Origin of the sequence: Pseudarthrobacter naphthalenicus (assembly GCF_029076445.1) — a bacterium.
GTDB classification, from domain to species: domain Bacteria; phylum Actinomycetota; class Actinomycetes; order Actinomycetales; family Micrococcaceae; genus Arthrobacter; species Arthrobacter naphthalenicus.
Genome location: NZ_JARESG010000006.1, coordinates 188,506 through 213,942, shown reverse-complemented (window position 1 = coordinate 213,942; position 25,437 = coordinate 188,506). Strand labels below are relative to the sequence as shown.

Here is a 25,437-nt window from a genome sequence, read left to right as displayed (position 1 = left end):
CCGTGGGCCGCAAGGAACTCAAAGCGGTCAAGGGCCTGCCCCAAACCAGCCAGACCCTCTCAGAAATCCCCCCAACCCTGAAACCCGGTGAGGTAAAACGATGAGCGAGAACCCGGACGCAATCCGTTCAGACATAGAAGCAACCCGCGCCCGCCTGGGCACCAACGTGGACGCCGTCGCGGACAAAGTCACCCCGTCCAACATCGTCCACCGCCAAACCGACAAAGTCCGTGACGCCGTGTTCGGAGTGAAGGAGAAAGTCATGGGAACCACCGACGACCTCACCACCCGCGCCCATGCCAGCACCGACCAGGCCGGGAACGCGCTCCACGACGCCGGCGAAGCCATCGGCGACGCCCCGCACCAGGTCAAAGCCAAAACCCAGGGCAACCCCCTGGCCGCCGGCCTGATCGCGTTCGGCGCCGGGATGCTGCTCTCCTCCCTGATCCCCGCCAGCGAGAAGGAACGCGAAGCTGCCGACGCCCTGAAGACCGCCGCCGAGCCCATGACCACCGAGCTGACCGAGGCCGCCAAAGACATGGCCCAAGGCCTCAAGGAACCAGCCCGCGAAGCCATGGAAAACGTCAAGGCCACCGCCACCGACGCCACCCAGAACGTCAAAGCCGAAAGCCAACTCGCCGCAGCCGACGTCAAAGACCGCGCCGCCGACGCCAAGGACACCGTCCAAAACACGTGACCGGTACAGATACCCCCATGCAGCATCACAGTCAGGCCGGTCCCCCCGTTCCGGGAGGGCCGGCCTGGTCATTAACAACCTGAGAGGACACCTCATGGCGGCTCATGATTCATCCGAAACCAGCACCGCCAAGGCGGGCCAGGCCCCGGCACCTGACGATGCCCGGAAGCCCGGCAGCCCCACCGATGTCACCAAACCGTCCTGGAAATACATCGCCAAAAAGACCCTGCGGGAATTCTCGAAGGACCAATGCCCCGACCTCGCAGCGGCACTTACGTACTACTCAGTGCTGTCGATCTTCCCCGCCCTGTTGGCGCTGGTATCCCTCCTCGGGATCTTCGGGGATCCGCAAAAGACCACGTCCGCCCTGCTCGACATCGTCCAGGGTGTCGCCCCCGGCCAGACCGTCGACACAATCCGCCCGGTGGTCCAGGACCTCGCCAGCTCCTCCGCCGCCGGCCTGACCTTTATCCTGGGCCTCCTCACCGCCGTCTGGTCCGCCTCCGGCTACGTCGGGGCATTTGGCCGGGCGATGAACAGGGTCTACGAGATCGATGAAGGCCGGCCGTTCGTGAAACTGCGCGGCACCATGCTGGGCGTCACCGTCGTGAACCTGCTGATCGTCGTCGTGATTGCGGCGATGCTCGTGCTAAGCGGCCCGGTGGCAGAATCCGTGGGGAACCTGATCGGGCTCGGGGGCGCCTTCCTGACCGTCTGGAACATCGTCAAATGGCCGGTGATGCTCGTCCTGATCATTGTGGCGATCGCCATTCTCTACTACGCCACCCCCAACGTAAAGCAGCCGAAGTTCCGTTGGATGAGCATGGGCTCCGCCATTGCGCTGGTGGTGTTTCTGCTGGCTTCGCTGGCCTTCGGTTTCTACGTCTCCTACTCGAACAGCTATAACAAGACCTACGGCGCAATCGGCGGTGTGATCGTCGCCCTGCTGTGGCTCTGGATCCTGAACATGTCCCTGCTGTTCGGAGCCGAGTTCGACGCCGAGACGGAGCGGGGAAGGCAGCTACAGGCCGGGATCGAGGCTGAGGAGACCATCCAGCTGCCGCCGCGGGATACCAAGAGAAGCGACAAGCTGCAGAAACAGGAAGAGGAAGACGTCCGGCTCGGCCGTGAACTGCGCGAGAAGCACAACGCCGAGAACGGACAGGATGCGCAAAGTCCGGCGCGGGAACGGGACTAGGCAGGACCCCCGGGATGGGAGAAAATTGTTTTGTAGATCCTGTGGGTTTCCCGGGCGGTCAGTGACCAGCAATCAGAGGCCGGCAGTCCGGGGTGAAGCGGGGTCGGCGGCGAGGTGGCCTCTTCTGAGACCGAGGCCAGTCCCCCCAGTCGTCGTCGGCCCCCCAAGGCTTTATTTGTGTCCCGTGTCGAACTCGGGTCAGCCTTCCATCGCCGGGTCAGACTTCCATGGCCGGCGCGGGCTCCTGGGTGAGAGAGCGCAGATAGGCCGCGAATCCCTGGGGTGCGCGGGCATCGGTCCGTCCTGAGGTCCGTACCCGGAGGGTGTCCGTGGACCACACCGCGGCACCATGCTGGCGGAGCCGCTCCACCAATGCCCGGTCCTCGTGCGAGCGAAGACGCGGAAACCCGCCGGCCATCACATAGGCGGAGGCCCGCACGCCCAAATTCGCGCCGTGCACGTGCGCATGGTTCTCGCCCAGGTGGTGCCGGGCATGCCAGCGCCTCAGGAGTTCGCTTTCGGTGCCTTCCGGGTCCGGTTCCACGGTGCCCAGCACGGCATCCGCACCGCCGTCGGCCAGCTCCAGCTGGCGCAGCAGCCAGCCCTGCGGGACACAGGAATCGGCGTCCGTGTTGGCCAGCCAGAGCTGCGGCGACGCATAGGGCAGGCCCTGCCGGGTGCTTGCCAGCAGGGCGGCGCGGTTGCCGGCCCGCCGGCTTCCCCCCACATTGCGGAACGTAATCTGCAAGAGACTGATGCGGCTGTCTTCCGCAGCCAGGTCTGCCGCGACTGCCGCGGAACCGTCGGTGCAGCTATCCAGCGCCACAAGGACGGAGACAGCGGTGTCCGGCCGGTTCACCCGCAGGGCGTCGGACGCTGAGAGCACCGCAGCGAGGGCCCGCGGGAGGAGCTGCTCCTCGTTGTGGACCGGAATGACCACGGCCACCTGCGTTATTCGCCCCACATCAGCCATCGGTCGAACCGGAATCGCCGGGAGCAACGAAAGTCTCGAGCACAAAATCCCGTTCCTGGTACAGCGCTGCCGTCCCCCAGCGCAGGGCGCTCCGGGCAGCCGCGTGCACCGAATCGCCGTCGAGCTCCCACCCTGAGATCGGGTGCCGCCAATGGCACAGCAGCAGCGTGCCACCCGGGGCCATGGACGATTTGATCCGTCCCAGCACCTGATCCAGTTCCGACGGCGCAAGGTAGTAGCCCACTTCGGAGACCACCACCAGGTCGAAGCTGCCCTCGGGCCACTCACCGGGCAGGGTGAGCTGACGGGTGGTGACGCCGGGAAAGGGTGCAAGACGCTCGGCGGCGAGTTTCAGGGCGGTGCTGCTGGCGTCAACAGCCACGAGCCTGGCACACCTGCCGGCCAGCTCCTCGGTCAGGGTTCCGATGGAACAGCCAATTTCCAGGCCCGACTCATACCCTTCCCGGGGCAAGGCGGCGAGGGTCAGGCTGCGCTTGCGGCGCTCATACCAGCTGGTGGTGTAGTGCCACGGATCCCAGGAATTCGCGTGCACCGCATCAAAGATCCGCTGCGCATCCACGCTCGTGTGCGGCGCAACGACACCGCCGGATTCGCTACCCGCAGTCTTTGCCGGGGCTGCACGGTGCCAGGCAAAGGTTTCAAAAGGCCGTTCGAAGTGTTTCAGGAAGCCCTCTCCAAGCAGCGCCTCGTCGCCCGCCAGGGCAGACAAGGGACGCGTCTGGCTGCCGTGGGCACCCATGGCGGCTGCCTTGCTTGCCTGCTGTTCAGCGGCGAGGGGAAGCCGCGCCCACGAGCGCCAGACCGAGTCTTCCGGGGAGGCCCACAACCAGTACCAGATGGGATATTCCAGCAGGGCGTGTCCGTCTTCCAGCGCAACCTGCGCGGCAGCGAGGCCGGCGGCCTCATGGTCGGGATGGCCGTCAGCACGGTACGGAGCCACGATCACCAGCTGCTGCGGCGTCCTCGACGGCGCGTCCTGACCAGGCCGCCGGCTGATGGTTTCCCTCAGCTGCGCGGCGATCCCCGCTGTCCGTTCCTTCAGGCCGCCATCCGGCAGCCCCAGGAACCGCCAGTGCGCGGCCAGCCCCAGGACCTCCATCGCGGCGCCGAATTCCTCAATCCTCGTGGCGGCAAGCTGCTCAGGGGTCACGGTGGTGGAGTCGGGGTGCGAGCCCTCGCCGGCGGTGCAGAGCAGCACGTCCACATCGGCGCCCAGGGAATGCAGCAGCGACAAGAGCCCGCCCGCGCCGAGGGTTTCGTCATCCGGATGGGCCGCGAGCACCACAAAACTCATGGCACCCAGCTCCTGCGGCCCGAGGGGCAACTCCGCCAATGCCGGCAGCCCGCTCGCAGCCCAGTCCTGTTCGTCCGTGCCCCGGTCCGAATGCGTGAACGTCACCACGGCTGATCCCCGCCAAGCGTCAGTCTTCCCAGCTGGGCATCGTCCCGCATGCCGTGGTGCTGGCGCACATACAGCGCCAGGTCGGCCATGCGCTTGGCATAGGGCTCGTCGAAGGCCAGGGGTCCCGGCCCGCGGTTGGTGCTGACCAGCGAGAGTACACGCTCGACGACGGCGGCTACCGTCCCGCGCACCCGCAACGCTTCGCTCCACGCACTGCGTCCTGCCTCCCGGGCGCCTCCCCCGCCGTCGATCCACTCAGCCGTGCGTCCCAGGTACTGGAGGGTGGAGGTCAGGGTCCGGTCCGCCTCCCCCAGGGCAGCGAGGGCGATCTGGTCAGGTTCCCGTCCGTTCCCGGCCGCGGCATGCAAGGATTCACGGTAGTCCCTGGCCACGGCCACGGCTCCGCCGAGCCAGCAGGCGGCGACCCCCATGCCGCCCCACGCAAAGCCGGGACGGCTGAAGTACCAGTCATCCCCGCCCACGGGAACAGCCGGCACCCGGCTGAAGTGGACTGTGCCGCTGGGAATTTCCCGCAGGCCGCGCGCCACCCACCCGGGCACCTCGCAGGTCACGCCGTGGTGCCGCAGGTCCACGGCGAAGGCGGCCCGGGCCCCCGTTTCGGTATGGGCCGTAATGACGGCACGGTCCAGTAGCGGGGCCAGCGAGCACCACGGCTTGGCACCGCTCAGCAGGATGCCGTCGCCGTCGGCCTGTGCTTCCAGGCGGGTTCCCGGACCTTCGGCCGCAAAAACCCCCCACGCACCGCCGCGTTCGTCCATCGGCCGGCCGGACTGGGCCAGGATGGCCTGCGCATCCAGGTGCGGCTCGAAGATGCGGCCGGCGCCCACGTCAACGCTGGCGACCGAGGCCAGCAACTCCCACAGCAGGCCAGTCTGGCCCTGCCCGGGCTTCGGCCAGCTGGTCCCCGCCTCCCGCGCAAGGGCCAGCAGCGCCGGGGCATCCCCGGCCGCGGAAGAGACGGCGTCGAGCAGGCCATTGTATTGGGCGAGCTCGGATTCGGCTGAGACCAGCCGGACAGGCCGGGGAAGGCTGCGCTCCGCGTTCGCTTCCCGAGCGTGGCCGCCCAGGACTACTTCTCCGCCGGTTCGGTGACCGCCGCTGAGGGGGCCATGGTTTCTGCGTTGACCATCCACGCCAGCTGTTCCAGCCGCTCGATGGCTGCATGAAGCAGGTCCGCGCTGGTGGGATCCTCTTCATCCACCTCGTCGTGGACATCCCGCATGGTCTTGACCGTCCGTTCCAACCTGGCCGCCATCAGCTTGACCGCGTCCTTGGTTGATATCAGCCCGCCGGGAAGTTCCTCCAGCCGGGTGCCGGCTGCTACGGTCTTGCTGCGGCCGTCAGGGAGGGCATGCAAAGCCCGCATGCGTTCGGCCGCCTGGTCGGCGAAAAGCCGTGCACTGGCGATGATCTCGTCGAGTTGCAGGTGGAGGTCCCGGAAGTTGGTGCCCACAACGTTCCAGTGAGCCTGTTTGCCCTGCACGTGGAGCTCCACGAGGTCGGTCAGGACCAGCTGAAGGTTACCGGCGAGGGTGGGTGACGCTTTCATCAAATTCCTCCAGGGCGAGTGTCCGTTCCGGACCGGACTTCGGCCGGACAGTAATTCTAAGCATACTTAGGAAATGCCGGTCACCGGACCCGGGCCAGGGCGAACCCGTCCCACCCTTTGGAGCCGACAGTCTGGATGACGGTGGCATCAAGCTGCGGGTGGTTTCCCATCACCTGCAGTGCGTTGATGATCCCAGGTGCGTTGGCCTCGTCGATGGACGGGTCAAGGACCGCGCCCTCCCACACGGCGTTGTCCAGCACCACCACCGTTCCGGGGCGGCCCAGCCGCACAGCCCAGTCGAGGTAGTCGGTGTTGTGTTCCTTATCCGCGTCAATGAACACAAAGTCAAAGGGCTCGTGTCCCTCTGCGTGCAGCGCCGCCAAGGTGTCCAGCGCTGCGCCCACCCGGATCTCAACCTTGTGGCCGAGCCCGGCCGCTGCCACGTTGGCCAGGGCAATGTCCGCGTGTTTCGGGAGGTATTCGCACGTCACCAGCTTGCCGCCGTCGGGCAGTCCCCGCGCCATCCAGATGCTGCTAAAGCCCGCCAGCGTCCCGATCTCCAGCACCCGCCGGGCGCCCGAGATCTGCACCAGGAGCTTGAGGAACTTGCCGGCGTTGGGCGTCACCTCGATGGGAGGCATCCCGGCCTCGACGGCGGAGCTGACGGCCCGCTGCAAAGCCTCGTCGGGGTGAACCACCGTTGCCGTGAGGAATTCTTCGACCGCCACCCAGTCCGGCCGGGTCTTGTGCTCAAACATGGCCACAGTCTGGCACGCGGCTACGAAAGGGTCTAGGAACCGTCCGAAAGGGCCTTTTCGAGGCGTTCCACCTTGGCTTTGAGCTCACCGGTGTAACCGGGGCGGATATCGGCCTTGATGACCAGCGAAACCCGGCTGCCGAACTGCCCCACGGCCTCGGTGGCGCGCTTGACGACGTCGAACACTTCGTCCCACTCGCCCTCGATGGTGGTGAACATCGAGTCGGTCTGATGCGGCAGGCCCGAGTCCCTGACAATTTTCACCGCAGCCGCGACCGCGTCATGGACTGACGCGTCACCGGGGCGGGTTCCGTCGGCGGGCGTACCGGACGGGGCAACAGAAAATGCAAGCAACATAGGCCAAGTCTGCCATGCGGCACGACAGGGCAAACCAGCCGCCGGCACCGGTGAACGTCACATAACCGCCTACCCTCCGGTAACCACGTTCGCGGCCTGCCGCGTTGCTAACCTGAACGAATGAGCATTGCTGTCGTCCGCAAGCCACTACGCGCAGACGCTGCCCGGAACGTGGACAAGATCATCCTGGCCGCCCGCCAGTGCTTCCGCGAGCACGGCCCGGACGTCCCCCTCCAGACCATCGCCGCGACGGCCGGAGTCGGGCCCGCCACCCTGTTCCGGAACTTCGCCGATAAGGAAGAACTTGTCCTGGCGGCCCTCAACCGGCAACTCCGGGAGACAGTGGACCCCGTCATTGAGGAGGCCGTGGCGGGCATGGACGCCGCCGCGGGACTGCTCCGGGTCATCGAGGCGATCATGGCCGCTGCCAGCGCAGACGCGAACCTCCTCGGTGCCGTGGCGGGGCGCCGCGAACTCCTTACCGGGATTTCCGGGTCGCTGATGGAATCCATTGGCGTCCTTCTGGTCCGCGGCCAGGGACAGGGCACGCTCCGCCCGGACATTTCCCTGACAGACATGTTCCGCCTGCTCGCCATGCTGATCGGGGTGGTGGACACCATGGAACCGGGGTCGGATGCCTGGCGCCGGCCCGTGGCGCTCATCGAGGATGCCATCCGCACCGAACGGACCGGGCGTCCGCTGCCCGCCTTCGTCCCGCTGCCCGTTTCGCAGCTCCAAGGCCCGCAGTTCCACTGACCGTTCCACCCGGGCCGTTGGGGCCGCGAATTTCGGGGCGAACAGTGCATTGAGAGTCCTGAGCAGTTGCCTTAGACTCGAACTGGGTTACGCAGCCAGCCTCTGAAACCACCAGAGGAGACGAAAAATGCACCACGCTCTTGGCACTCCCCCGGAACTCGTGAGGCGGCCATGAATCACTCGAAGCTTTCCCAGGTCATCAACGATCCGCGCGGACCGGAAGAAGTCCTTGCCACGTTGCCGGCGGAAGAGCTCGCGAATCTGCTGGACGCTTTGTACCAGAACCTCGACACACCTGCCCCTGATCTTGGCGCGCAGGTTTGGTACGAGCTGGCCGTTGAAGAAAGCGCCCGCCGCACCGCCCCTCCCGAGGATGAACAGTCCGCTTAGCCGACTGTGCCCAGGTCCGCGACTGACCCGGACCCAACCGTAAATCTCCACTGTTCGGACCCGAAGGCCCGCCTGCTACGCGTGAGAATCGCGTTCAGCCGCCGGCGCCTCCGGGTCCCTTTTGATGCGGGACATGCTCTTTGGCGTCCCTCAGATGCTGCTGCAGCTTCTCCTCCGCGTCACGACGGCGCCGGGAAGTATCCCGCATTTCCCTCGTGGCTTCTGACGCGCTCGTGTCATAAATGGGCCGTGACTTCGGTTCCAGACCCTTGTGATCGGCTGCGCCTTGGGCCTCCGGTCGTTGGTGGTGCGCCTGTTCGTTCATAACCTGGCTCCTCTCCGGCCGCGACCCTGGAGTCACAGCCGAACCTCGTCGGGGGTCAGTCGTTGGACGATGACGCTTCCCTGTTGTTGAGCTCGGCCCGGACCGCCGCATGCAAGGCGGCCAAGCCTGGCTCCTGAGTGACATCCAAGGCCAGTCTTATGTGTTCCGAGAGGATGTCAAGGTCCTCCGGCGGTAAGTCGGCCATGGACCTGAACCGGGTGAAGAAACGCTTGACCGGCAGGCCAGCGCGCCATCCGCCTGCAGTGGGGTGGCGGGGTTTGCCTGGTCTGGTGCGGGCTACATGCAGCTTTATTTCCATGGTCGGTGCTCTCGGGAGAATCCATGGCCAACTGCATAGCCAGAATCATGCTACAGCGATTGTGCGCCGCACCACTAGGTTTTGCGCTCAGTTCCAGCCAGTTAAACCGCTCAGTTCCATCCGACTAAACGCAGCAGGCCGGCGGCTGCAGCGCCCACAACCACCACCAGCAGGAACGGCGCCCGGAAGGCCAGCGCAATGGCGGCGGCGGCGAGCGCTCCCAACCGCGCATCAGCTGCCAGGGCCTGCCCGGAGGCCACCGTATTGACCACCGTAAGGGAGGCAAGGAGGCCGATGGTCATGGTTCCGGCCACCCGGGACATCCGCGGGTCTTCCAGGAGCTTTGCGGGGACCAGGTAGCCCATCAGTTTCCAGGCATAGGCCAGGATGCACGCCAGCAGCAGCCAGAACCAGAGGTTCATGCGTCTGCCTCCCTCGTGGTGCCGTGCCTATGGGTCTCCTGGTAGGGATCCACATCCGGTTCCAGGCCTTCATCGCTACGGCCATGGCTGAACCAGCCGATCACCGCGGCCACCAGCGCCGCAACGAGGATGGGTACGCCGGCTGGAACGAACGGCACGGCGAGGACGGTGGCCAGTGCACAGGCCACCGCGATCGCCGCAGGTTCGAACCCCTTGAGCCGGGGCCACAACAGGGCGAGGAAGGCGGCCACCGCTGCCCCGTCAAGGCCCCACTGCTTCGGGTCTCCCAGGCCGCTGCCGGCGAAGGCACCGATCGCGGTGAAGAGGTTCCAGAGCACGTAGATGCCAATGCCCGCGGTCCAGAACCCGCGTCGCTGCTCGGCAGGATCGGTCTGACCCGTGCTGGTGGCCGTTGACTCGTCAATGGTGACCTGTGCTGCGACGTACCGCCGCCACCCTGCCGGACGCAGGAGCGCATTCAACTGCATGCCGTAGATGCCGTTGCGCATGCCAAGGAGGGTGGCCGCACTCATCGCCGCGATGCCGGAACCGCCACCCGCCACCACGCCGATGAACGCGAACTGGGAACCTCCGCTGAACAGCAGGAGACTCAGCGCCATGGTCTGCCAGAAATCCAGGCCGGACGTGACGGACAGGGCGCCGAAGGAAATGCCGTACAGACCGGTGGCGATGCTGATGGACAGACCCACCCGAACGGCAGGCGAGGCGAGAAGCTTCACTGCCGCGTCCGGGCCGGGACGCCCCGCAGGCTCCATGCCCACAGGATGAGCGGGACCTGCAGGGGAAGCCTGGCGGTATGCGCCCGGCGCTCCGTGGGCGTGCCCGTGGGGCCATAGGCGCGGCGGAGGGCTGCCACGTGGCCGGCCAGGAACACCGTGAACATGCCGCTGACGGCGGTGGCCGCCGCCCGCCGCGTGGCCGGGATCAGGAGTACGACGGCGGCACCCGCCTCCAGCAGTCCGCTCACCGCAATCCATTCCAGCCGGGTCATAACAGCCAAAGGCCGCCCGCCGCCGTCGTGCGGTGCGTCAGTGGAACCCGCACTGCTTGGGCCCGCACTGCCCGGGTCCGCGCCTGGATCCGCGCTGCCGGGGCCAGGGCGGGGCGCCTCGGGGTCATTGCCCGGAGCGTCGCGGCAGAGGTAGTCCGGGACAACCTGCGCGAAGAAGCGCGGTTCGCGGAAGTGCTTCATGGCACTGGTCAGCAGCAGTGCGCTCAGTGCTCCTGTGGAGATGGTTTGGACGGCCCGGCCGGACCAGCGAAATGGCATGGCTCCACTCAATCACAGCGGAACGTCCGCTGCTAAAAGCCGCCATTCAGCCCGGTGGCGGAGGCCCGGGTCAGGACGGCAGCGGGGCCTGTTGGCTGCCCGACCGGAGCTGGGCCAGCACCCTGGCTGGTTTGTTGGTGGTGATCTCGTGGACGCCCAGTCCCTGGCACAGGGCCACATCGCGTTCCGTGTCCACAGTCCAGACACGGAAGCGGCGGCCGGATTCGAGCCAGCGCTGGACGGTCCGGGCGTGCTCGCGGATGTACATGATCCCCGGGCCGGCGAGCCCTACCTCGCAGTCGTCAAGAATTCTTTCGCCTTCAAGCTGGGCCGACTTCATCACGTTGGCGACGGCGGCGCCCGCCAGCGTTCCCAGGCTCAGTTCGTCCCGGATTTCATCGACGTCGATGTCGTCCACCAGTTGGCAGATATGCGCGGCCGTGACCTTCTTCAGCAAATGCTTGACCGAGTCCGGGCTGAAGCTCATAAACGAGACACTGATGTTGTCCACGGTGGAGGTCGCGGGGTCCCAGCCTTCATTGTGGAGCACCTCAAGCACCCGGTCCTCCAGCTTCAGCTGATAGGGACTGGGGTGTTTGAGTTCGATGGCCAGCCCGATGGGCCGGCCGGCGCCGCGGAGGATGTCCAGGAGTTCCGGCAGGGTCAGCAGCTGCTCCGAGCGGGCGCCGTACTTTTCCGGAATCCGGACGCCTTTCCACGACGAAAAGTCCAACAGCCGCAACTCTGCCAGCGTTCGGTCCGCCACCGGGCCGGTCCCGTCCGAGGTGCGGTCCAGGTTGGCGTCATGGAGCAGCACCGCGTGCTGATCGCGTGTGAGGTGGATATCGCACTCAACCCCGTCGGCGCCGTCGGCAATGGCCTGGAGGTACGCAGCGCGGGTGTGTTCGGCAAAGGCGGCACTGGAGCCCCGGTGGGCGTACACCAGGGGCCGGTCCGGAACAGACTCGTCGAATGTCATGAGGACACGCTAGCGGAACAGGCCCTGACGTACGCGACTAGGCTGGGCTCATGCAGGTGAACTCTGAGCCAACTACCCGTCAGTCTCCATCCCGGCCCCCGCGTGCGGACCCGCTGAGGGCGAAGAACGGGGCCGCCGTCGTCGGTCAGCACCTCAGTGCCGGCGACGCTGAAAAGGCGGCGGCGCTGCGGAAGATGAAGCTGGTGGCGCTGGGCCTGCTCATTGGCATGGCCGTCATTTTTGTCTTCGCGTTCGCGCTGCAGAAGGAGTACCCGTGGCTGCAGTATGTCCGCGCCGCGGCTGAGGGCGGCATGGTGGGCGCGCTGGCCGACTGGTTCGCCGTGACCGCACTGTTCAAGTACCCCATGGGCATCAAGATCCCGCACACCGCCATTATCCCGCGCCGCAAGGACCAGATCGGGGCGTCACTGGGCGAGTTTGTTGAGACCAATTTTCTGTCCGAGCAGGTGGTCCAGGAGAAGCTCGCGTCGGTGGACGTAGCCCGGAAGGCCGGCGCGTGGCTGTCCGGTCCCGGCGGCGCCGAGCGCGTGGCCAAGGAAGGGGCCGCGGTCATCCGCGGCGCCTTCAAGGTACTCAACGACGACGACGTGCAGGCCGTGATCGAGTCGATGGTCCGCAAGCATCTGCTCACTCCGCCGTGGGGGCCTCCGGTGGGACGCCTCGCTGAGCGGATCTTCGCTGACGGACACCACCACACCCTGGTGGACCTGCTCGTGGACCGGACGGTGGACTGGGTCCGGGACAACCACAAAACGGTGAGCCGGCTGGTGTCTGACCGGTCCCCGCAGTGGGTCCCGCAGTTCGTGGACGGGCTCGTGGGCGACAAGGTGTATGTCGAAATCCTCAAGTTCACCAAGGCCGTCCAGGCCGATCCGCAGCACCAGGTCCGGCAGTCCATCGACACCTACCTGACGTCGCTCGCGCAGGACCTGCAGCACGACCCCGTGATGATCGCCCGGGCCGAAGGCATTAAGGCGCAGGTCCTGGGCGATCCCGAGGTCCGGGAGCTGGCGTCCCGCACGTGGGGCACCATCAAGGCTGCGCTGCTCAGCGCCGTAGACGATCCGCACAGCGAACTGACCGTCAAGTTCAAGGCCGCCGTGCACGATTTCGGCACCCGCCTGGTGGTTGATCCCGACCTGGCCGGCAAGGTGAACGCCTGGATCGGCGACGCCGCCGGCTACCTGGTCCGCACCTACCGCTCGGACATCGCCGGGGTCATCACGGACACCGTGGCGCGGTGGGACGCCGAGGAAACCTCACAGAAGATCGAGCTCCAGGTGGGCAAGGACCTGCAGTTCATCCGGATCAACGGCACGGTGGTGGGCTCCCTCGCCGGGCTGGCCATCTTCAGCGCGGCCCACCTGGTGTTCGGCTAGGCGAAGGACTCCAACTCGACACCGGCGGCTTCGAGCCCGGCCCGGACCGCGGTGGCCATCTCTACAGCACCCGGGGTATCGCCGTGGATGCACAGCGAATCCGGCCGGACCTGGACGACGGTTCCGTCCACGGCCACGACCTCCCCCTTGGTTGCGAGCCGAACTGCGCGCTCCACGATGGGGCCGACCTCATGCAGGACGGCGCCCTCATGCGAGCGGGGCACCAGCGTGCCATCCGCCTGGTAAGCCCGGTCCACAAAAGCCTCCACAAAAACCGGGTGTCCGGCTTCCCTGGCCTGGACCAGGAGCTGCGAACCGGGCAGGCCAAGGATGGGGAGCCCTGGGTCGTACGCTTGTATGGCTGCCACCACGGCTGATGCCTGCTCTTCATCGTGCACCAGACGGTTGTAGAGCGCGCCGTGCGGCTTGACGTAGTCAACGGAGGCACCCACGGCATGCGCCACGCCGTCGAGCGCGCCCAGCTGGTACAGCACGTCCCCGAAAAGCTCGTCGAAGGACATGTCCAGGGACCGGCGGCCAAAGCCGGCCAGGTCCCGGTAGCCCACGTGCGCACCCACGGTCACATCGAGCTCGAAGGCGGCGCGGCAGCTGTCGAGCATCGTCACGGGGTCCCCCGCGTGAAAGCCGCAGGCCACGTTGGCGCTGGTCACCAGGGGGAACATCGCGGCGTCATCGCCCATGGTCCACGAGCCGAACGATTCGCCGAGGTCAGCGTTAAGATCCAAGGTTTGTACCCTCCAGGGTGTTGTGGGCCATGCTGGCGTTGTCCGCCGCTGGGGCTTTGAGCTCTCCCGGAATCGTATCGGGCATCGGGCCGAACGCCTCCTTGGCGTTCGCCGCCACCGCCCGGCCCATGATGAGGTTGCCGCCCCCGCCCACCACCGCGCCGATGCCGAACGGCAATGCCCGGCCAATCAGTGCTGAGCCCTGGCGTTTGAGCAGGTTCTTCAGGAAGGCCTTCTGGATCTTGCTCCGGATGGCACCGAAACCCGTGGGCATGGACTTGGACAGCGCGTTTCCCCATACCTTGGTGGGGCTGTTGCCCTTTCCCATGGCCTGCCCGCTCAGCGTTCCAAGCAGGGCGGTCCCTTCCTCACCCAGCATGATGGCCATCACCATGGTGCTGGCCTTGTCCGGGTTGGTCAGGCGGATGCCGTGCAGTTCCGCCAGCGAGGTGGCGTAGAGCGCCGTGGCCTCGAGGAAACCGACGGTGGCCGCGGCCGAGAGCCCCAGCGAGGCCACCGTTCCGACGCCGGGCACAACGGCAGTTGCCCCGACGATCGCGCCGCCGCCGGTCACGGCCCGCAGGTAGTCCCGCTCCAGGATTTCCGCGAGTTTTGCGGCGCTGGCGCGGGGGTGTTTGCGCTGCAGCCGCCGGACATAGGCAAGCACCAATGGCCGCTGGATTTCGACTGCCCTCAGGAGCACGTTGTGGACACCGGGTTTCGGCTTGCCCTCGGCGTCGAACACCGCGTTGTGGGCGGTCTCCTGGGCGATGCGTACTGCGGGATTGCTGCGCTTGGCCATGGTCACCTCTGCTTCTGTAGTACGTCTGGCCGCCGGCTGTTTGGCTGCGGTCCTCCCTTAACACTAAGGGTGCTTTGCACTAAGTAGCGTTCCTGCCGGCCAATCCCCGCCCAGGGGGGCGGAGAAGCGCCAACGCCCGGGCGCGTCAGCCGAGCGCGTGGACGACGGGAAGACTTGCCGTGGGCGGTCCGCCGGGGAAGACCGTGGGCTCGGGGCACTCGAAAGGTTCCAGCACCACGCGGAGCGGCTCCGGGCCGACCCGGAGAATCCGGCCGCGGACATCCACATCCAGCGGGCCGCCGCTGCGGACGCTGAGGGTGAGGGCACCGGCGTCGAGCTCCACCCGCAGCAGGCGGCCGCGGACCTTCAGGTGGAAGGTCAGCGAATCCCATTCAGCCGGAAGCCGCGGATCGAAGAACGGCATGTGGCCCTGGTCCCGAAGGCCGGCAAAACCGCACACCAGCGAACTCCACACGCCGCCGGTGGAGGCAATGTGCACGCCGTCGATGGTGTTGCCGTGGGTGTCATCCAGGTCGATGAACGCCGCGTTGGTGAAGTGGTCCAACGCCGCTTCGGGATGACCCACTTCAGCGGCCATGATCCCCTGCACGCATGCTGAAAGGGTGGAATCGCCGGTGGTGATGGGATCGTAGAAATCGAAGGCGCGGCGTTTTTCCTCCGCGGTGAAGTCCTGCCACTGCAGGAACATGGCCAGCACGGTGTCCGCCTGCTTCAGCACCTGGTGCCGGTAGATCACCAACGGGTGGAAATGCAGCAGCAGCGGGTACTTTGACCTGGGTGTGGTCCAGTCCCAGGGCTCCAGCGTCATGAAGTCGTTATCCTGCGAGTAGACCTCCAGGTCCTCATCGAAAGGCAGCTGCATGCGGTTGGCAGCCTGCACCCAGAGCTGGCGTTCGGCGTCATCGATGGCCGGGTGTTCCACGGCCGCGGCGGCGCTCAGATTAAAGCGGGCCATAACGTTGGTGTACAGGTTGTCGTTGACAACCGCCGTGTATTCGTCCGGGCCCGTGACGCCGTGAATGTGGAAGAGCCCGTCCTTGCCGAAGAAGCCCAGCGACGCCCACATGCGCGCGGTTTCGATTAGCAGCTCGGCGCCCATGCCTTCGCGGAACGCTTCGTCCCCGGTGGCCCACATGTAGCGGCTGGTGGCAAACGCGATGGCCGCGGCGATATGGAACTGTGCCGTGCCGGCGGCGTAGTAGGCGCTGGCTTCCAGGCCGTTGATGGTGCGCCACGGGAAGAGGGCACCGTCCACGCTGAGTTCTTTGGCCCGGATCTTGGCTGCCGGCAGCATGTCGTGGCGGAATTCCAGAACCTGGCGGGCGGCGTCGGGATTGGTGTAGGTGAGGTACGGCAGGAGGTAGACCTCCTGGTCCCAGAAATAGTGTCCCTCGTAGCCTGAGCCGGTCACGCCTTTCGCCGGGATGCCCGCGACGTCAGCCCGGGCAGTCGCCTGTGCCAGCTGGAACAGATTCCAGCGGATGGCCTGCTGGAGCTGGGGCTGGCCGCCCACCACGATGTCGGACGTGGCCCAGTACTCGCGGTAGTGCTCCCGGCTCTCGGTGAAGATGTCCTCCACGGGCCGGAGCCCGGCTTCGGCGGTTTCCGCGGCGTCATGCTCCGAGTCCTGGACGCCCCGGCCGGCGGCGTAGCTGACGCTCTTCTCGAGCCGGAACGGCTCCCCGGCACGCACCGCCAGGACGTACCGGACGCTGCTGTCGTCTTCGCCGGCCACCGTTTCAAAACACTGCTGGCCGGTGGACGTCCAGTGATCCACTGCCATCCCCACGCGCTGCCCGGATTCCGCGGCCTGCCATGAGAGCCGGAGTGAGCCGTCGCCGCCGTCGGTCCTGACGGGAAGCAGGACCCGTCCCGCGTGCCGGCCGGCGCGGCGCGGGTCATGCGCGGAGTGGTCCTCCACCGGCTGGTCCTGGCGGTTGATCACCGATGACGTCACGTCGGCGGAAATCTCGCGGTCCGAGGCGACTTCCAAGGAAATGCCCAGGCTGCCGCGCGAGGCGAAGCCCACCGCCCGGCGCTCGGTGGTGGTCACGGTGGCGCCGGAGCGGCAGTGCCAGGTGACGCGGCATTCGTAGATGCCCGTGGCGAAGTCGACTGCGCGGCGGTAGTCCAGCACGTCTGACTCCGCGAGCGAGAGGGTCTCGCCGTCGATGATGACCGTGAAGTTGTTCGCGTCCGGGATGTAGATGATCCGCTGCCCGGTCCGGGCGAAACCGAACGCGTTCTCCGCATGCTTGATGTCCCAGATTTCGTGCAGGCCGTTGATGAAGCTGCCCGGAAGCTCGGCATCCGACGCGGCCCAGTGGGCACCGCGGATGCCAAGGTGCCCGTTGCCCAGGGCAAAGAGCGTTTCCAGGGTGCCCGCATTGCCCGGTTCGTGGTGTGTTTCCACAAGCTGCCAGGGGGTGTCGGGGAACCGTTCACGGTCAGCGGTGATGAGAGCCATGGTGTTGCGATCCTTTTGGCGTGGTGCTGGGTCTTGGAGGTCTGCGTCGGGCCGGCTGTGCGGCCGGAGGCTGGTTAGAGGAGTTCCTGGAGGTCGTTGACCACGCTGGTGGCTCCGGCTTCGAGCAGTGTCTGCCGGCCGGCGCCCCTGTCGACGCCGATCACGGAGTGGAAGCTGCCCGCGTGTCCGGCCTGGACACCGGAGACCGCGTCCTCAACCACCACGCATTCTTCGCTGGGAAGGCCCAGTAGCTGCGCCGCGTAGGTGTAGGTGGCGGGGCTTGGTTTGCCGGGCAGGCCCTTGGCTGCGGCCACCACCCCGTCAACCACGATTTCGAAGTGTCCGTCCAGGCCTGCTGCCTTCAGGACGGCCGGGGCGTTCCGGGATGAGGAGACGACGGCGACCTTCAGTCCGCGGGCCACTGCGGCTTCCAGGAAGCGCACCGACCCCTCAAACGGCTCGACGCCGGCGCTGACGATGTCATTGAAGACCTGGTTCTTGCGGTTGCCCAGTCCCTGCACGGTGGGCTCTGCGGACTCCGCGGTGGAGGAGTGTTCTTCCCCTTCCGGGAGTACGATCCCGCGGGACGCCAGGAAGTCCCGGACGCCGTCGAACCGCGGCTTGCCGTCGATATGGTCGAAATAGTCCTCCTCGCGGTAGCCAGGCACGTCGGGACGGGACGCCAGGTAGCCGTCGAAAAGTTCCTTCCACGCCCGTTCGTGGACCGTGGCCGTGGGCGTCAGCACGCCGTCGAGGTCGAAGAGGATCGCGGAAGCGCTGGTCCAGGCGGAGTTCCGGGTTTCTAGAACGTCAGTCATGCGCAATGTCCTTTCAGACGGCGGGCAGCCATAGGGGCGTAGCTCAGGAAGGCAGAAATCAACAAGCAGGTACACAAGCAGGAAAATGCGGGGCTGGCCTCCGCAGCTGGGCGCCGGTGCGCAAAAGCGGAGAGGAAATCGCGGGCCACGGTGTCCGCTGGATCGGCAGCAGCGGCTAGGGGCATGGCGTAAACCATGGCGGGCCGGTGGGCTGCTGAAAAATCGTCTTCTTCCATGATGAAGGCGATAATGCGGCGTGACAACCTGGCACGGACGGAACCGGCCTGGATTTGCCCGTCAGCGAGACCGGGAAGCTCAGCCGAGGACGTAGTGGCGGAGGAAGGCGCTGACATCCACCATCTCGGACTTGCTCATCGCGTGGCCCATGCCGGGATACGTCCGGGCGGTCAGCCGTGTGTTCTTTTCCAACCATTGAGCCGTGTACTCCGTGGCTTCCTCGTTGATCACCAAGTCTGCCTTGTCCCGGCCCCAGAAGAACGGCGGCGGGGACTCAAAGGAGTCGGTGAGGGAGAGGAGTTCATTGTCCAGCACAAACCCAGACAGCCCCACTGTCGCCTTATAGCTCCCGGGGTGCAGGCGCAGCAGGGTGCTGGCCATGGCCATGCCTTGGGAGTAGCCCATCAGGCTCACGCTGCTGTGCTTGCCCCTGACCGAGCCGATCCAGGTGTGGACGGCGTTGGTGGCGCTGATGACGTCAGCAAAGTCGTTGGCCAGAAAATAGTCCAGCAGGAACCAGCCGTAATGGTCCCCGATCACCATGGGGGCCCGGAGCGCCGCGCACGTGAAGTCGGGCGGGAGATAGTCGAACAGGCGCACCATGCGGGACTCATCCGTGCCGTAGCCGTGCATCAGCACCAGCAGCGGCGTACCTTCCCGCTCGGCTTCCGGCTTGGACCAAACAACTGTCTCCATCGGACCAGCCTAGCGATCCGAGGGAGCGGCGCGATTCATCAAACACTGCCAGGAACGCCGCTGAACAGTCACGATGCCGCCCGGGTGCGGTCACGGCACGGGCTCATGGTCATTGAATCGGGCTGAGCCGCGCTGTAGCGTGTGCGAGAGAGCACAGCATGCTTATCAATTCGGCACCACCATGTACTCGAACAACAAGGAGCAAGTCATGAGAATCGGTTCCGCAATCTTCCTTATTGCCCTCGGCGCCATTCTGGCCTGGGCCGTCGCTCCGGGCCTGATCCCTTTCGTGGACCAGGTTTTGATTGGGTACATCCTGATGGCGGTTGGCGTGATCGGGCTGATCGCCTCGCTCATCCTGGCCTCCCCCGGACGCAGCCGCAGGGTCAGCGAAACCCGCTCGGTGGTTGACCCCAACACCGGCGAGCGCATCACGCGCAACGAAAGCCGCGACGGCGGGCTGTAAGTCCCGGACGAAAGCGCCACCAAGGCCCGGACGGAAACGTCAACGGGTAACCCGAAAAGCCGGACCGGACCACCGTGGTCCGGCCCGGCTTTTGGTTTCCGCGGCCTACCGCCGCAATTCTGTGTTTTTTTGGTTTTCGTTGACAAACCCACACAGACAAAGATAAAGTCAAGTAATTCAACATCACGTGATGCCAGTCACAGGAATTTCAGCACTTTACGCAACGGAGGGTATGTGTTCGCCGAGGAGCGCCAGCAGAAGATCGCCGAGCTTGTGGCCGGCACCGGCAGGGTCAGCGTGACCGTGCTGGCCGAACGCTTCCGCATCACTACAGAAACCATCCGCCGCGACCTCGCCACCCTCGAAACAGCGGGCACCGTCCGCCGCGTCCATGGCGGGGCTGTGGCCGCGGACCGTTTCAGCACGTCGGAGGAAAGCATCAACGAACGGTCAATCCAGCGGCCGGACGAGAAGCTCCGCATCGCCCAGGCCGCCCTGGCCCTGATCCCGCAGGGTAAGTCCGGAAGCCTCCTGCTCGATGCCGGCTCCACCACCGAAGCGCTGGCGGACCTCCTCTCCCGGCGCCCCGCCGTCGGCAACTCCGGCAACGGAGCTTCGGGAGCGGCGTCCGGAATGCCGCACGGCAACTCGTCCGTACCCGAACTCGTCGTTATTACCCACGCCGTTCCCATTGCCGCCCGGCTGGCCAGTGCACCCGGAATCGCACTCCAAATCCTGGGCGGCCGGGTACGCGGCCTCACGCAGGCGGCCGTTGGCCAGGCCACCGTGGAGGCCGCTCAACGGCTGCGCCCGGACATCGCGTTCATCGGCACCAACGGCATCAACGCAAGCTTTGGCCTCAGCACCCCCGATCCTGAAGAAGCGGCCGTCAAGGCAGCCTTCGTCCATTCGGCGCGCCGCATCGTGGTGCTGGCCGATTCCTCCAAGCTGGACACGGAAACCCTGGTCCAGTTCGCCTCCCTGAAAGATCTGGACACCTTGATTACAGACAGCGAGCCCGGCCCGGAGCTCACAGCCGCCCTCACGGACGCCGGCGTTGACGTGGTGATCGCATGATTGTCACCTTCACGGCCAACCCCAGCCTGGACCGCACCGTGGCCCTCCCCGGCCCTCTGGAACGCGGCGAAGTCCAGCGCGCGGTTTCGGTCAGCCAGGAATCGGGCGGCAAGGGCGTCAACGTCTCGCGGGCGTTGTGCGCCTCCGGGGTGGAGACCCTCGCGGTCCTCCCGGGCGCGGACAGTGATCCCGTCCTCGCGGGGCTTCGCCACGACAAGGTGCCGTTTGCGGCCCTGGGCATCGACGAGCCGCTGCGCACCAACGTTGCCCTCACCGAGCCCGGCGGCGTGACCACCAAGATCAACGAACCCGGGCCCGTGCTCAGCGCGGACGAGCAGGAAGCCCTGATCGGCCTGCTGCTGGAGCGCGCCCGCGGTGCCAGCTGGGTCATCCTGGCCGGCTCCCTTCCCCCCGGTTTCCCGGCAGACTTTTACGCCACGGCGGCCCGGCGGCTGCGTCAGGGTGCCGCCGGCCCCGGTCCGGCGGCCGATGGCGCCGCGCCGCTGATCGCCGTCGACTCCTCCGGCGCTCCGCTCGCCGCCGCCGTCGCTGACGCTTCGGGGGACACGATCTCCGGGAAACCGGACCTGTTAAAACCCAACGCCGAGGAACTGGCGGAACTGGCTGCAGCAGCCGGCTACGCCACGGCGTTCACCGCAGAGGAACTTGAAGCGGACCCGGAGGCCGCCGCAGCGGCCGCCGCCGCCGTCGTGCGTTCCGGTGTGGGTGCTGTACTGGCAACTCTCGGATCCAAGGGAGCTGTGCTGGTAACGGCCGACGGCGCGTGGCTGGCCACGCATCCGCCGGTCGCCGCGGTCAGTACTGTCGGCGCGGGCGATTCATCGCTGGCTGGCTATCTGCTCGCCCACGGCCTGGGCGCCGCCCCGGCCGATTGCCTCCGTCAGGCGGTGGCCCATGGTGCCGCCGCCGCCTCCCTGCCGGGCTCCACAGTCCCGGCAGTCCACCAAACCACCCCGGATGCCGTAACCATCACGGCCCTTCGAAAGGATTGACAGTGACTCAGCTCATCACCACCGAACTGGTCGAGCTCGACCAGAACCTGGGCACCTCGCCCGAGGATGTGATCCGGCACCTGGCCAGCAAAGTTGCTGCCACCGGCCGCGCATCAGAAGTTGAAGGCCTCTTTGCCGACGCCTTCGCCCGTGAGCAGAAGACCGCCACCGGCATTCCCGGCGGCATTGCCATCCCGCACTGCCGCTCGGCAGCCGTCGTGGAGCCCACCCTTGCGATGGCCCGGCTGAACCCCAAAGTGGACTTCGGCGCCAAGGACGGCCCCGCCGACCTGATCTTCTTCATCGCCGCCCCGGACGGAGCGGACCAGGAGCATCTTAAGCTGCTGTCCAAGCTGGCCCGGTCTCTGATCAAGAAGGACTTCACCGCTGCCCTCCGCAACGCTTCCTCGGAGGCGGAAATTGTGGAACTCGTGGACGGCGCACTGGCAGACAAGCCGGCCGCCCACGCGGCCACGGCACCCGCTGAGGCCGTACCTGCCGCTGCGGGTACTGCTTCCGGCGCCTCCGCCGCGGGTGCTGCGGCGGCTTCGACCGGCTCAGCCGACAGCGCCGCATCAGGGCCCAGGCGCCTGGTAGCCGTCACGGCATGCCCCACGGGCATCGCCCACACCTACATGGCCGCCGACTCACTGGTAGCCGCAGCCCAGGAAATGGGCGTGGACCTGCAGGTGGAAACCCAGGGCTCCTCCGGCGCCAAGCCGCTGGACCCCGCCGTCATTGCCGCTGCGGACGCCGTGATCTTCGCAGTGGACGTGGACGTTCGCGGCAAGGAGCGCTTTGCCGGCAAGCCCGTCATCAACGCCCCGGTCAAGCGCGGCATCGACGAGCCCGCCAAAATGGTCCGGGAAGCGCTTGCCGCTGCAACCGATCCGCACGCCCGCCGGGTGCCGCACTTCGGTGCGGAGGAGCAGGCCCAGCAGGCCGAAGCCGAAAAGGGCGAGCACATCGGCCAGAAGCTGAAGCGTGCACTGCTCACCGGTGTCAGCTACATGATCCCGTTTGTGGCCGGTGGCGGCCTCCTGATCGCTCTGGGCTTCCTGCTCGGCGGCTATAACATCACCAGCGTCGCGGACAAGGTGGTGGTGGCGAACAACTTCGGCAACCTCCCCGAAGGCGGCCTGGCGATCTACCTCGGCGCCGTCCTGTTCAAGATCGGCGCCCTGTCCATGGGCTTCCTGGTCCCCGCCTTGGCAGGCTACATCGCCTACGCCATCGCCGACCGGCCCGGCATTGCACCAGGTTTCGTCGCCGGTGCGGTCTCCGGGTTCATGGGTGCCGGCTTCCTCGGCGGCATCGTCGGCGGCCTGCTGGCCGGCTACATGGCCCACCTGATCGGAACCTGGCAGGTGCCCCGCTGGCTGCGCGGCCTGATGCCCGTGGTGATCATCCCGCTCCTGGCCTCCATCTTTGCCTCCGGCCTGATGTTCCTGGTCCTCGGCGGCCCCATTGCCGGCATCACCACCGCCCTGAACTCCTGGCTCACCGGCATGACCGGCGTCTCCGCTGTGGTCCTCGGCATCATCCTTGGACTCATGATGTGCTTCGACCTCGGCGGCCCGGTCAACAAGGTGGCCTACGCGTTCGCTGTTGCCGGCCTGAGCGCCGGAAGTGCCACCAACCAGGCCCCGTGGCAGATCATGGCAACCGTGATGGCTGCCGGCATGGTGCCGCCGCTGGCAATGGCCCTGGCCACCACGCTGGACAAGAAGCTCTTCAGCCTCGCCGAGCGCGAAAACGGCAAGGCAGCCTGGCTGCTGGGTGCCTCCTTCATCTCCGAAGGCGCCATCCCGTTCGCCGCCGCCGATCCCCTGCGGGTCATCCCCGCCAGCATGGTGGGCGGCGCCCTTACGGGAGCCCTGTGCATGGCCACCGGCGTCACCTCACAGGCCCCCCACGGCGGAATCTTCGTGTTCTTCGCCATCGGCAACCTGGCGATGTTCGTCATCTCCATCGTGGCCGGAACCATTGTCAGTGCGCTGGCGGTCATCGCCCTCAAGCGCTGGGCCGTCCGCCAGCCGGAGCCGACTGCTAGCGTGGAGACCGTTCCCGCAACTGTCTGACCCGGCCGTACCACCAACGATTTTCCGGGCGCTGAACGAACAGGCGCCGAATGATAAAAGGAGCAACAATGCCAGAACGTACCGCAACCGTCGCCAGCCGCGTGGGCCTGCACGCCCGCCCTGCCGCCATCTTTGCCGAAGCAGCCGGCGAGTTCGACCTGGACATCACCATTGCCCGCGAAGGCGAGCCGGCCGATGAGGCCATGGACGCGGCCAGCATCCTGTCCCTGATGAGCCTGGGTGCATCCCACGGCGACGTTGTGGTGCTCCGCGCTGAAGGCACCGGCGCGGACGATGCCCTGGAGCGTCTGGTCCAGATCCTGGAAACGGATCACGACGCCGAGTAGCGCCTACCCCCGCTGAGGCACCAAAGCCGGGCGGCCGCCGTCGTACGTCTCTCCTGCGCGGGGAGACTACGACGGCGGCCGCCCGCTTTAATCCCCGCCCGCCCAAGTGAGTAGCGCTATGTGTCGTTTTGGGCGTCCAAAACGACACATAGCGCTACCTAGTTGGGTCAGGGGCGCTCGGCGATCTTCTTGACGTCCGCAACGAGCATGTCCCACATGCCTTTGGAGTGCTCGGCCGCCTCTTCGCTGGGGTTGTTGTCCTGGGCGAGCGTGAGCCTGGTTCTCCCATCCTTCTCATCAAGGGTCCAGGTCAGGGTGTGGTAGTTTTCCGGTTGGTCCTCACCCCCGCTGAGCGCGCTGAAATGCGTGTGGACCAGCTTCCTGCCTGGCTTTATCTCCAGAATGGTTCCCTTGTCTTCGTACGGCTTCCCTTCCCACTCGCCGCGCCACAGGATGGGCCCGCCAACGGTCCAGTCGGTGACCAGCCGGGCCCCGAACATGAACTCCTTCACGGCCGCCGGGTCCGTCATGACGTCCCAGACGCGGCTGGCAGGCGCGTCGATGGTAATGGCGGCCGTGGCCACGTGCCCCGTCATGCCCGGGCCTTTTTGGCGGTGAGCAGCAGGTATTCCCATTCCATCTGCCATGCGGCGTCGCCGTGGGCATCGCCGAACGAATCGGCAAGCTCCGTGAGGGCCGCGTCCAGGGCTTGGGATTTCTCCTGGTCCTCGCCGAGGAATTTGTAGACCGCGATGGTGGGGCCGTAGTGGGACTTGAAGTACCGCAGGAAATCCCCCGGTTGGTGGAAGCTGTGAACGGTAAGGGTCCGCTTCTCGGCGTGGATGTCCGTGATCCGATCGCCAAAGAGCTCCCGCACATGGTCTTCGCTGCCCCACAGCGGTGGCGGCTGCGCCCCGGGCTGAGGCGGCGGCGCGAAGGGCTTCATCGCTGCGAACATCTTGCCGATGAAACCTTCGGGCGTCCAATGGAGCAGGCCGATGGTGCCGCCGGGTTTGCAAACGCGAACAATTTCATCGGCGCCCGCCTGGTGGTGCGGCGCAAACATCACGCCCAGGCAGGACGTGACGACGTCGAATTCGTTGTCCGGGAACGGCAGGGCCTCCGCGTCCGCTTCCACCCATTCCAGCTCAACGCCACGATCGGCTGCCTGGTGCCTCCCGGCCTCGAACAGTTCCGGGGTCAGATCGCTGGCAATGACCGTTGCCCCCATCATGGCTGCGGGAATGGCCGCGTTGCCGGCGCCGGCAGCGACATCGAGTACTCGTTGTTTGGGTCTGATGCCGGCGGCCTCAACCAGGATAGCCCCAAGATCGTTGACGAGCTCGCTGGCCAGGGCGGGGTAATCCCCGGAGGCCCACATGGCGCGATGCTTTTGCTTCAGTTCCCGGTCGGCTTCGTCCACGGCCGTTTTGTCAGTCATTTTCGGTGCCCCTCTCCGTCTCCCTTGACAGGTTGTGAGTGACAGCACGCTGTTGGCACAGTGGAGGCTGCGATGCGACCCATTGTGGAGGCAGCACATCGCGAAAGCAAGCAAACTTAGCGCTTCCTTGTTTTTGCCCGCCGCCGGAATTAGCGTGGAAACCTCACCAGCAGAGGGGTAAACGGCTACAGGTTCAAGGCTCCCACGGCCCGCTCCCCTGCGGCTGAACCGGGCGGCCAAGCCTTCCGGCCTCCCGCAACTTTTGAAGGAGGATGACATGCCGCTCAAAGCCGACGCCAATGCAATTGGACTTCCCGGCTACTCGGCCAAGAAGAAGCGCGAACTCATCCCCACCCTGCGGAAATCCT

At 66.4% G+C, this 25,437-nt stretch carries 28 protein-coding genes and 1 pseudogene; 11 read left to right on the top strand and 18 right to left on the bottom strand.

Annotated elements, in window-relative coordinates:
- The 3 genes and pseudogenes from PY310_RS08560 to PY310_RS08550 all read left to right on the top strand — a co-directional run.
- A pseudogene (locus tag PY310_RS08560) lies at nt 1-104 on the top strand (phage holin family protein); the annotation flags it as partial.
- Entirely contained in the window at nt 101-697 is a 597-nt protein-coding gene (locus tag PY310_RS08555; RefSeq protein ID WP_275213961.1) for a DUF3618 domain-containing protein, read from the top strand. The pseudogene PY310_RS08560 and the gene PY310_RS08555, both read left to right, overlap by 4 nt.
- Nucleotides 698-791: 94 nt before the next feature.
- Complete coding sequence (locus tag PY310_RS08550; protein ID WP_275213960.1) at nt 792-1,895, top strand: YihY/virulence factor BrkB family protein; 1,104 nt, start codon at nt 792-794, stop codon at nt 1,893-1,895.
- A gap of 217 nt (nt 1,896-2,112) precedes the next feature.
- Here the strand turns inward: PY310_RS08550 and PY310_RS08545 are convergent, their stop codons facing one another.
- From PY310_RS08545 to PY310_RS08520, 6 genes are all read right to left on the bottom strand, one after another.
- Nucleotides 2,113-2,868 (bottom strand): glycosyltransferase family 2 protein, encoded by a 756-nt coding sequence (locus PY310_RS08545; RefSeq protein WP_275213959.1) that lies wholly within the window; start codon nt 2,866-2,868, stop codon nt 2,113-2,115.
- A complete protein-coding gene (locus PY310_RS08540; protein WP_275213958.1) occupies nt 2,861-4,291 on the bottom strand; it encodes a PIG-L family deacetylase in 1,431 nt (476 codons plus the stop codon). The genes PY310_RS08545 and PY310_RS08540 overlap by 8 nt, the downstream gene beginning before the upstream one ends.
- Complete coding sequence (locus PY310_RS08535; protein WP_419095461.1) at nt 4,285-5,322, bottom strand: hypothetical protein; 1,038 nt, start codon at nt 5,320-5,322, stop codon at nt 4,285-4,287. The genes PY310_RS08540 and PY310_RS08535 overlap by 7 nt, the downstream gene beginning before the upstream one ends.
- Before the next feature lie 59 nt (nt 5,323-5,381).
- Complete coding sequence (locus PY310_RS08530; protein WP_275213957.1) at nt 5,382-5,861, bottom strand: Dps family protein; 480 nt, start codon at nt 5,859-5,861, stop codon at nt 5,382-5,384.
- Between the two features lie 80 nt (nt 5,862-5,941).
- Nucleotides 5,942-6,619 carry an O-methyltransferase gene (locus PY310_RS08525; protein ID WP_275213956.1) on the bottom strand — a complete coding sequence of 226 codons (678 nt, stop codon included), beginning with the start codon at nt 6,617-6,619 and terminating at the stop codon, nt 5,942-5,944.
- A gap of 32 nt (nt 6,620-6,651) precedes the next feature.
- On the bottom strand, nt 6,652-6,975 hold the full coding sequence (locus PY310_RS08520; RefSeq protein ID WP_275213955.1) for a thiamine-binding protein: 324 nt from the start codon (nt 6,973-6,975) through the stop codon (nt 6,652-6,654).
- A 120-nt stretch (nt 6,976-7,095) separates the two neighbouring features.
- Here PY310_RS08520 and PY310_RS08515 point away from each other — a divergent pair, with 120 nt between their 5' ends.
- A complete protein-coding gene (locus PY310_RS08515) occupies nt 7,096-7,731 on the top strand; it encodes a TetR/AcrR family transcriptional regulator (protein WP_275213954.1) in 636 nt (211 codons plus the stop codon).
- Between the two features lie 171 nt (nt 7,732-7,902).
- The gene (locus PY310_RS08510; protein WP_275213953.1) at nt 7,903-8,121 is read left to right on the top strand and encodes a hypothetical protein; all 219 of its coding nucleotides are present in this window, start codon (nt 7,903-7,905) and stop codon (nt 8,119-8,121) included.
- Between the two features lie 380 nt (nt 8,122-8,501).
- Here PY310_RS08510 and PY310_RS08505 read toward each other — a convergent pair whose 3' ends face one another.
- The 5 genes from PY310_RS08505 to PY310_RS08485 form a co-directional block, all read right to left on the bottom strand.
- Nucleotides 8,502-8,765, bottom strand: a complete 264-nt coding sequence (locus PY310_RS08505) for a hypothetical protein (RefSeq protein WP_275213952.1) — start codon at nt 8,763-8,765, stop codon at nt 8,502-8,504.
- A 110-nt stretch (nt 8,766-8,875) separates the two neighbouring features.
- The gene (locus PY310_RS08500; protein WP_275213951.1) at nt 8,876-9,187 is read right to left on the bottom strand and encodes an AzlD domain-containing protein; all 312 of its coding nucleotides are present in this window, start codon (nt 9,185-9,187) and stop codon (nt 8,876-8,878) included.
- Entirely contained in the window at nt 9,184-9,963 is a 780-nt protein-coding gene (locus tag PY310_RS08495; protein WP_275213950.1) for an AzlC family ABC transporter permease, read from the bottom strand. Before PY310_RS08495 ends, PY310_RS08500 begins: the two co-directional genes overlap by 4 nt.
- Entirely contained in the window at nt 9,924-10,478 is a 555-nt protein-coding gene (locus tag PY310_RS08490) for a DoxX family protein (RefSeq protein WP_275213949.1), read from the bottom strand. Before PY310_RS08490 ends, PY310_RS08495 begins: the two co-directional genes overlap by 40 nt.
- Nucleotides 10,479-10,548: 70 nt before the next feature.
- Nucleotides 10,549-11,457 (bottom strand): glycerophosphodiester phosphodiesterase, encoded by a 909-nt coding sequence (locus PY310_RS08485; RefSeq protein ID WP_275213948.1) that lies wholly within the window; start codon nt 11,455-11,457, stop codon nt 10,549-10,551.
- A gap of 50 nt (nt 11,458-11,507) precedes the next feature.
- Here PY310_RS08485 and PY310_RS08480 point away from each other — a divergent pair, with 50 nt between their 5' ends.
- Complete coding sequence (locus PY310_RS08480) at nt 11,508-12,857, top strand: DUF445 domain-containing protein (protein ID WP_275213947.1); 1,350 nt, start codon at nt 11,508-11,510, stop codon at nt 12,855-12,857.
- Here PY310_RS08480 and PY310_RS08475 read toward each other — a convergent pair.
- The 5 genes from PY310_RS08475 to PY310_RS08455 form a co-directional block, all read right to left on the bottom strand.
- Nucleotides 12,854-13,603 carry a LamB/YcsF family protein gene (locus PY310_RS08475; protein WP_275213946.1) on the bottom strand — a complete coding sequence of 250 codons (750 nt, stop codon included), beginning with the start codon at nt 13,601-13,603 and terminating at the stop codon, nt 12,854-12,856. The two genes, PY310_RS08480 and PY310_RS08475, sit on opposite strands and share 4 nt — an antisense overlap.
- Complete coding sequence (locus PY310_RS08470; protein ID WP_275213945.1) at nt 13,593-14,405, bottom strand: hypothetical protein; 813 nt, start codon at nt 14,403-14,405, stop codon at nt 13,593-13,595. Before PY310_RS08470 ends, PY310_RS08475 begins: the two co-directional genes overlap by 11 nt.
- Nucleotides 14,406-14,550: 145 nt before the next feature.
- Nucleotides 14,551-16,893: a glycoside hydrolase family 65 protein gene (locus tag PY310_RS08465; protein ID WP_275213944.1), complete on the bottom strand. Its 2,343-nt coding sequence runs from the start codon at nt 16,891-16,893 to the stop codon at nt 14,551-14,553.
- A gap of 74 nt (nt 16,894-16,967) precedes the next feature.
- A complete protein-coding gene (locus PY310_RS08460) occupies nt 16,968-17,711 on the bottom strand; it encodes an HAD family hydrolase (RefSeq protein ID WP_275213943.1) in 744 nt (247 codons plus the stop codon).
- A gap of 315 nt (nt 17,712-18,026) precedes the next feature.
- Nucleotides 18,027-18,644, bottom strand: coding sequence for an alpha/beta hydrolase (locus PY310_RS08455; protein WP_275213942.1), 618 nt, complete (start codon nt 18,642-18,644; stop codon nt 18,027-18,029).
- 208 nt (nt 18,645-18,852) lie between these two features.
- On the opposite strand from PY310_RS08455, the gene PY310_RS08450 reads away from it, so the two are divergent.
- The 5 genes from PY310_RS08450 to PY310_RS08430 all read left to right on the top strand — a co-directional run bounded on the left by PY310_RS08450 (nt 18,853) and on the right by PY310_RS08430 (nt 23,628).
- On the top strand, nt 18,853-19,110 hold the full coding sequence (locus PY310_RS08450) for a DUF6458 family protein (protein WP_275213941.1): 258 nt from the start codon (nt 18,853-18,855) through the stop codon (nt 19,108-19,110).
- A 234-nt stretch (nt 19,111-19,344) separates the two neighbouring features.
- Nucleotides 19,345-20,187 (top strand): DeoR/GlpR family DNA-binding transcription regulator, encoded by an 843-nt coding sequence (locus PY310_RS08445; RefSeq protein ID WP_275213940.1) that lies wholly within the window; start codon nt 19,345-19,347, stop codon nt 20,185-20,187.
- Entirely contained in the window at nt 20,184-21,200 is a 1,017-nt protein-coding gene (locus PY310_RS08440; RefSeq protein ID WP_275213939.1) for a 1-phosphofructokinase family hexose kinase, read from the top strand. Before PY310_RS08445 ends, PY310_RS08440 begins: the two co-directional genes overlap by 4 nt.
- A gap of 2 nt (nt 21,201-21,202) precedes the next feature.
- The gene (locus tag PY310_RS08435) at nt 21,203-23,281 is read left to right on the top strand and encodes a PTS fructose transporter subunit IIABC (RefSeq protein ID WP_275213938.1); all 2,079 of its coding nucleotides are present in this window, start codon (nt 21,203-21,205) and stop codon (nt 23,279-23,281) included.
- A gap of 68 nt (nt 23,282-23,349) precedes the next feature.
- Nucleotides 23,350-23,628, top strand: coding sequence for an HPr family phosphocarrier protein (locus tag PY310_RS08430; protein ID WP_275213937.1), 279 nt, complete (start codon nt 23,350-23,352; stop codon nt 23,626-23,628).
- A 167-nt stretch (nt 23,629-23,795) separates the two neighbouring features.
- On the opposite strand, the gene PY310_RS08425 is transcribed toward PY310_RS08430, so the two are convergent.
- Both PY310_RS08425 and PY310_RS08420 read right to left on the bottom strand, forming a co-directional pair.
- Nucleotides 23,796-24,224: an SRPBCC domain-containing protein gene (locus tag PY310_RS08425; RefSeq protein ID WP_275213936.1), complete on the bottom strand. Its 429-nt coding sequence runs from the start codon at nt 24,222-24,224 to the stop codon at nt 23,796-23,798.
- On the bottom strand, nt 24,221-25,069 hold the full coding sequence (locus PY310_RS08420) for a class I SAM-dependent methyltransferase (RefSeq protein WP_275213935.1): 849 nt from the start codon (nt 25,067-25,069) through the stop codon (nt 24,221-24,223). Before PY310_RS08420 ends, PY310_RS08425 begins: the two co-directional genes overlap by 4 nt.
- Nucleotides 25,070-25,437: the final 368 nt, after the last annotated feature.

Coding starts and splice junctions, on each gene's coding strand:
- PY310_RS08555 (WP_275213961.1), top strand. CDS start 101: ATGAGCGAGAACCCGGACGCAATCCGTTCAGACATAGAAGCAACCCGC.
- PY310_RS08550 (WP_275213960.1), top strand. CDS start 792: ATGGCGGCTCATGATTCATCCGAAACCAGCACCGCCAAGGCGGGCCAG.
- PY310_RS08545 (WP_275213959.1), bottom strand. CDS start 2,868: ATGGCTGATGTGGGGCGAATAACGCAGGTGGCCGTGGTCATTCCGGTC.
- PY310_RS08530 (WP_275213957.1), bottom strand. CDS start 5,861: ATGAAAGCGTCACCCACCCTCGCCGGTAACCTTCAGCTGGTCCTGACC.
- PY310_RS08525 (WP_275213956.1), bottom strand. CDS start 6,619: ATGTTTGAGCACAAGACCCGGCCGGACTGGGTGGCGGTCGAAGAATTC.
- PY310_RS08520 (WP_275213955.1), bottom strand. CDS start 6,975: ATGTTGCTTGCATTTTCTGTTGCCCCGTCCGGTACGCCCGCCGACGGA.
- PY310_RS08515 (WP_275213954.1), top strand. CDS start 7,096: ATGAGCATTGCTGTCGTCCGCAAGCCACTACGCGCAGACGCTGCCCGG.
- PY310_RS08510 (WP_275213953.1), top strand. CDS start 7,903: ATGAATCACTCGAAGCTTTCCCAGGTCATCAACGATCCGCGCGGACCG.
- PY310_RS08505 (WP_275213952.1), bottom strand. CDS start 8,765: ATGGAAATAAAGCTGCATGTAGCCCGCACCAGACCAGGCAAACCCCGC.
- PY310_RS08500 (WP_275213951.1), bottom strand. CDS start 9,187: ATGAACCTCTGGTTCTGGCTGCTGCTGGCGTGCATCCTGGCCTATGCC.
- PY310_RS08495 (WP_275213950.1), bottom strand. CDS start 9,963: ATGGAGCCTGCGGGGCGTCCCGGCCCGGACGCGGCAGTGAAGCTTCTC.
- PY310_RS08490 (WP_275213949.1), bottom strand. CDS start 10,478: ATGCCATTTCGCTGGTCCGGCCGGGCCGTCCAAACCATCTCCACAGGA.
- PY310_RS08485 (WP_275213948.1), bottom strand. CDS start 11,457: ATGACATTCGACGAGTCTGTTCCGGACCGGCCCCTGGTGTACGCCCAC.
- PY310_RS08480 (WP_275213947.1), top strand. CDS start 11,508: ATGCAGGTGAACTCTGAGCCAACTACCCGTCAGTCTCCATCCCGGCCC.
- PY310_RS08470 (WP_275213945.1), bottom strand. CDS start 14,405: ATGGCCAAGCGCAGCAATCCCGCAGTACGCATCGCCCAGGAGACCGCC.
- PY310_RS08465 (WP_275213944.1), bottom strand. CDS start 16,893: ATGGCTCTCATCACCGCTGACCGTGAACGGTTCCCCGACACCCCCTGG.
- PY310_RS08460 (WP_275213943.1), bottom strand. CDS start 17,711: ATGACTGACGTTCTAGAAACCCGGAACTCCGCCTGGACCAGCGCTTCC.
- PY310_RS08455 (WP_275213942.1), bottom strand. CDS start 18,644: ATGGAGACAGTTGTTTGGTCCAAGCCGGAAGCCGAGCGGGAAGGTACG.
- PY310_RS08450 (WP_275213941.1), top strand. CDS start 18,853: ATGAGAATCGGTTCCGCAATCTTCCTTATTGCCCTCGGCGCCATTCTG.
- PY310_RS08440 (WP_275213939.1), top strand. CDS start 20,184: ATGATTGTCACCTTCACGGCCAACCCCAGCCTGGACCGCACCGTGGCC.
- PY310_RS08430 (WP_275213937.1), top strand. CDS start 23,350: ATGCCAGAACGTACCGCAACCGTCGCCAGCCGCGTGGGCCTGCACGCC.
- PY310_RS08425 (WP_275213936.1), bottom strand. CDS start 24,224: ATGACGGGGCACGTGGCCACGGCCGCCATTACCATCGACGCGCCTGCC.
- PY310_RS08420 (WP_275213935.1), bottom strand. CDS start 25,069: ATGACTGACAAAACGGCCGTGGACGAAGCCGACCGGGAACTGAAGCAA.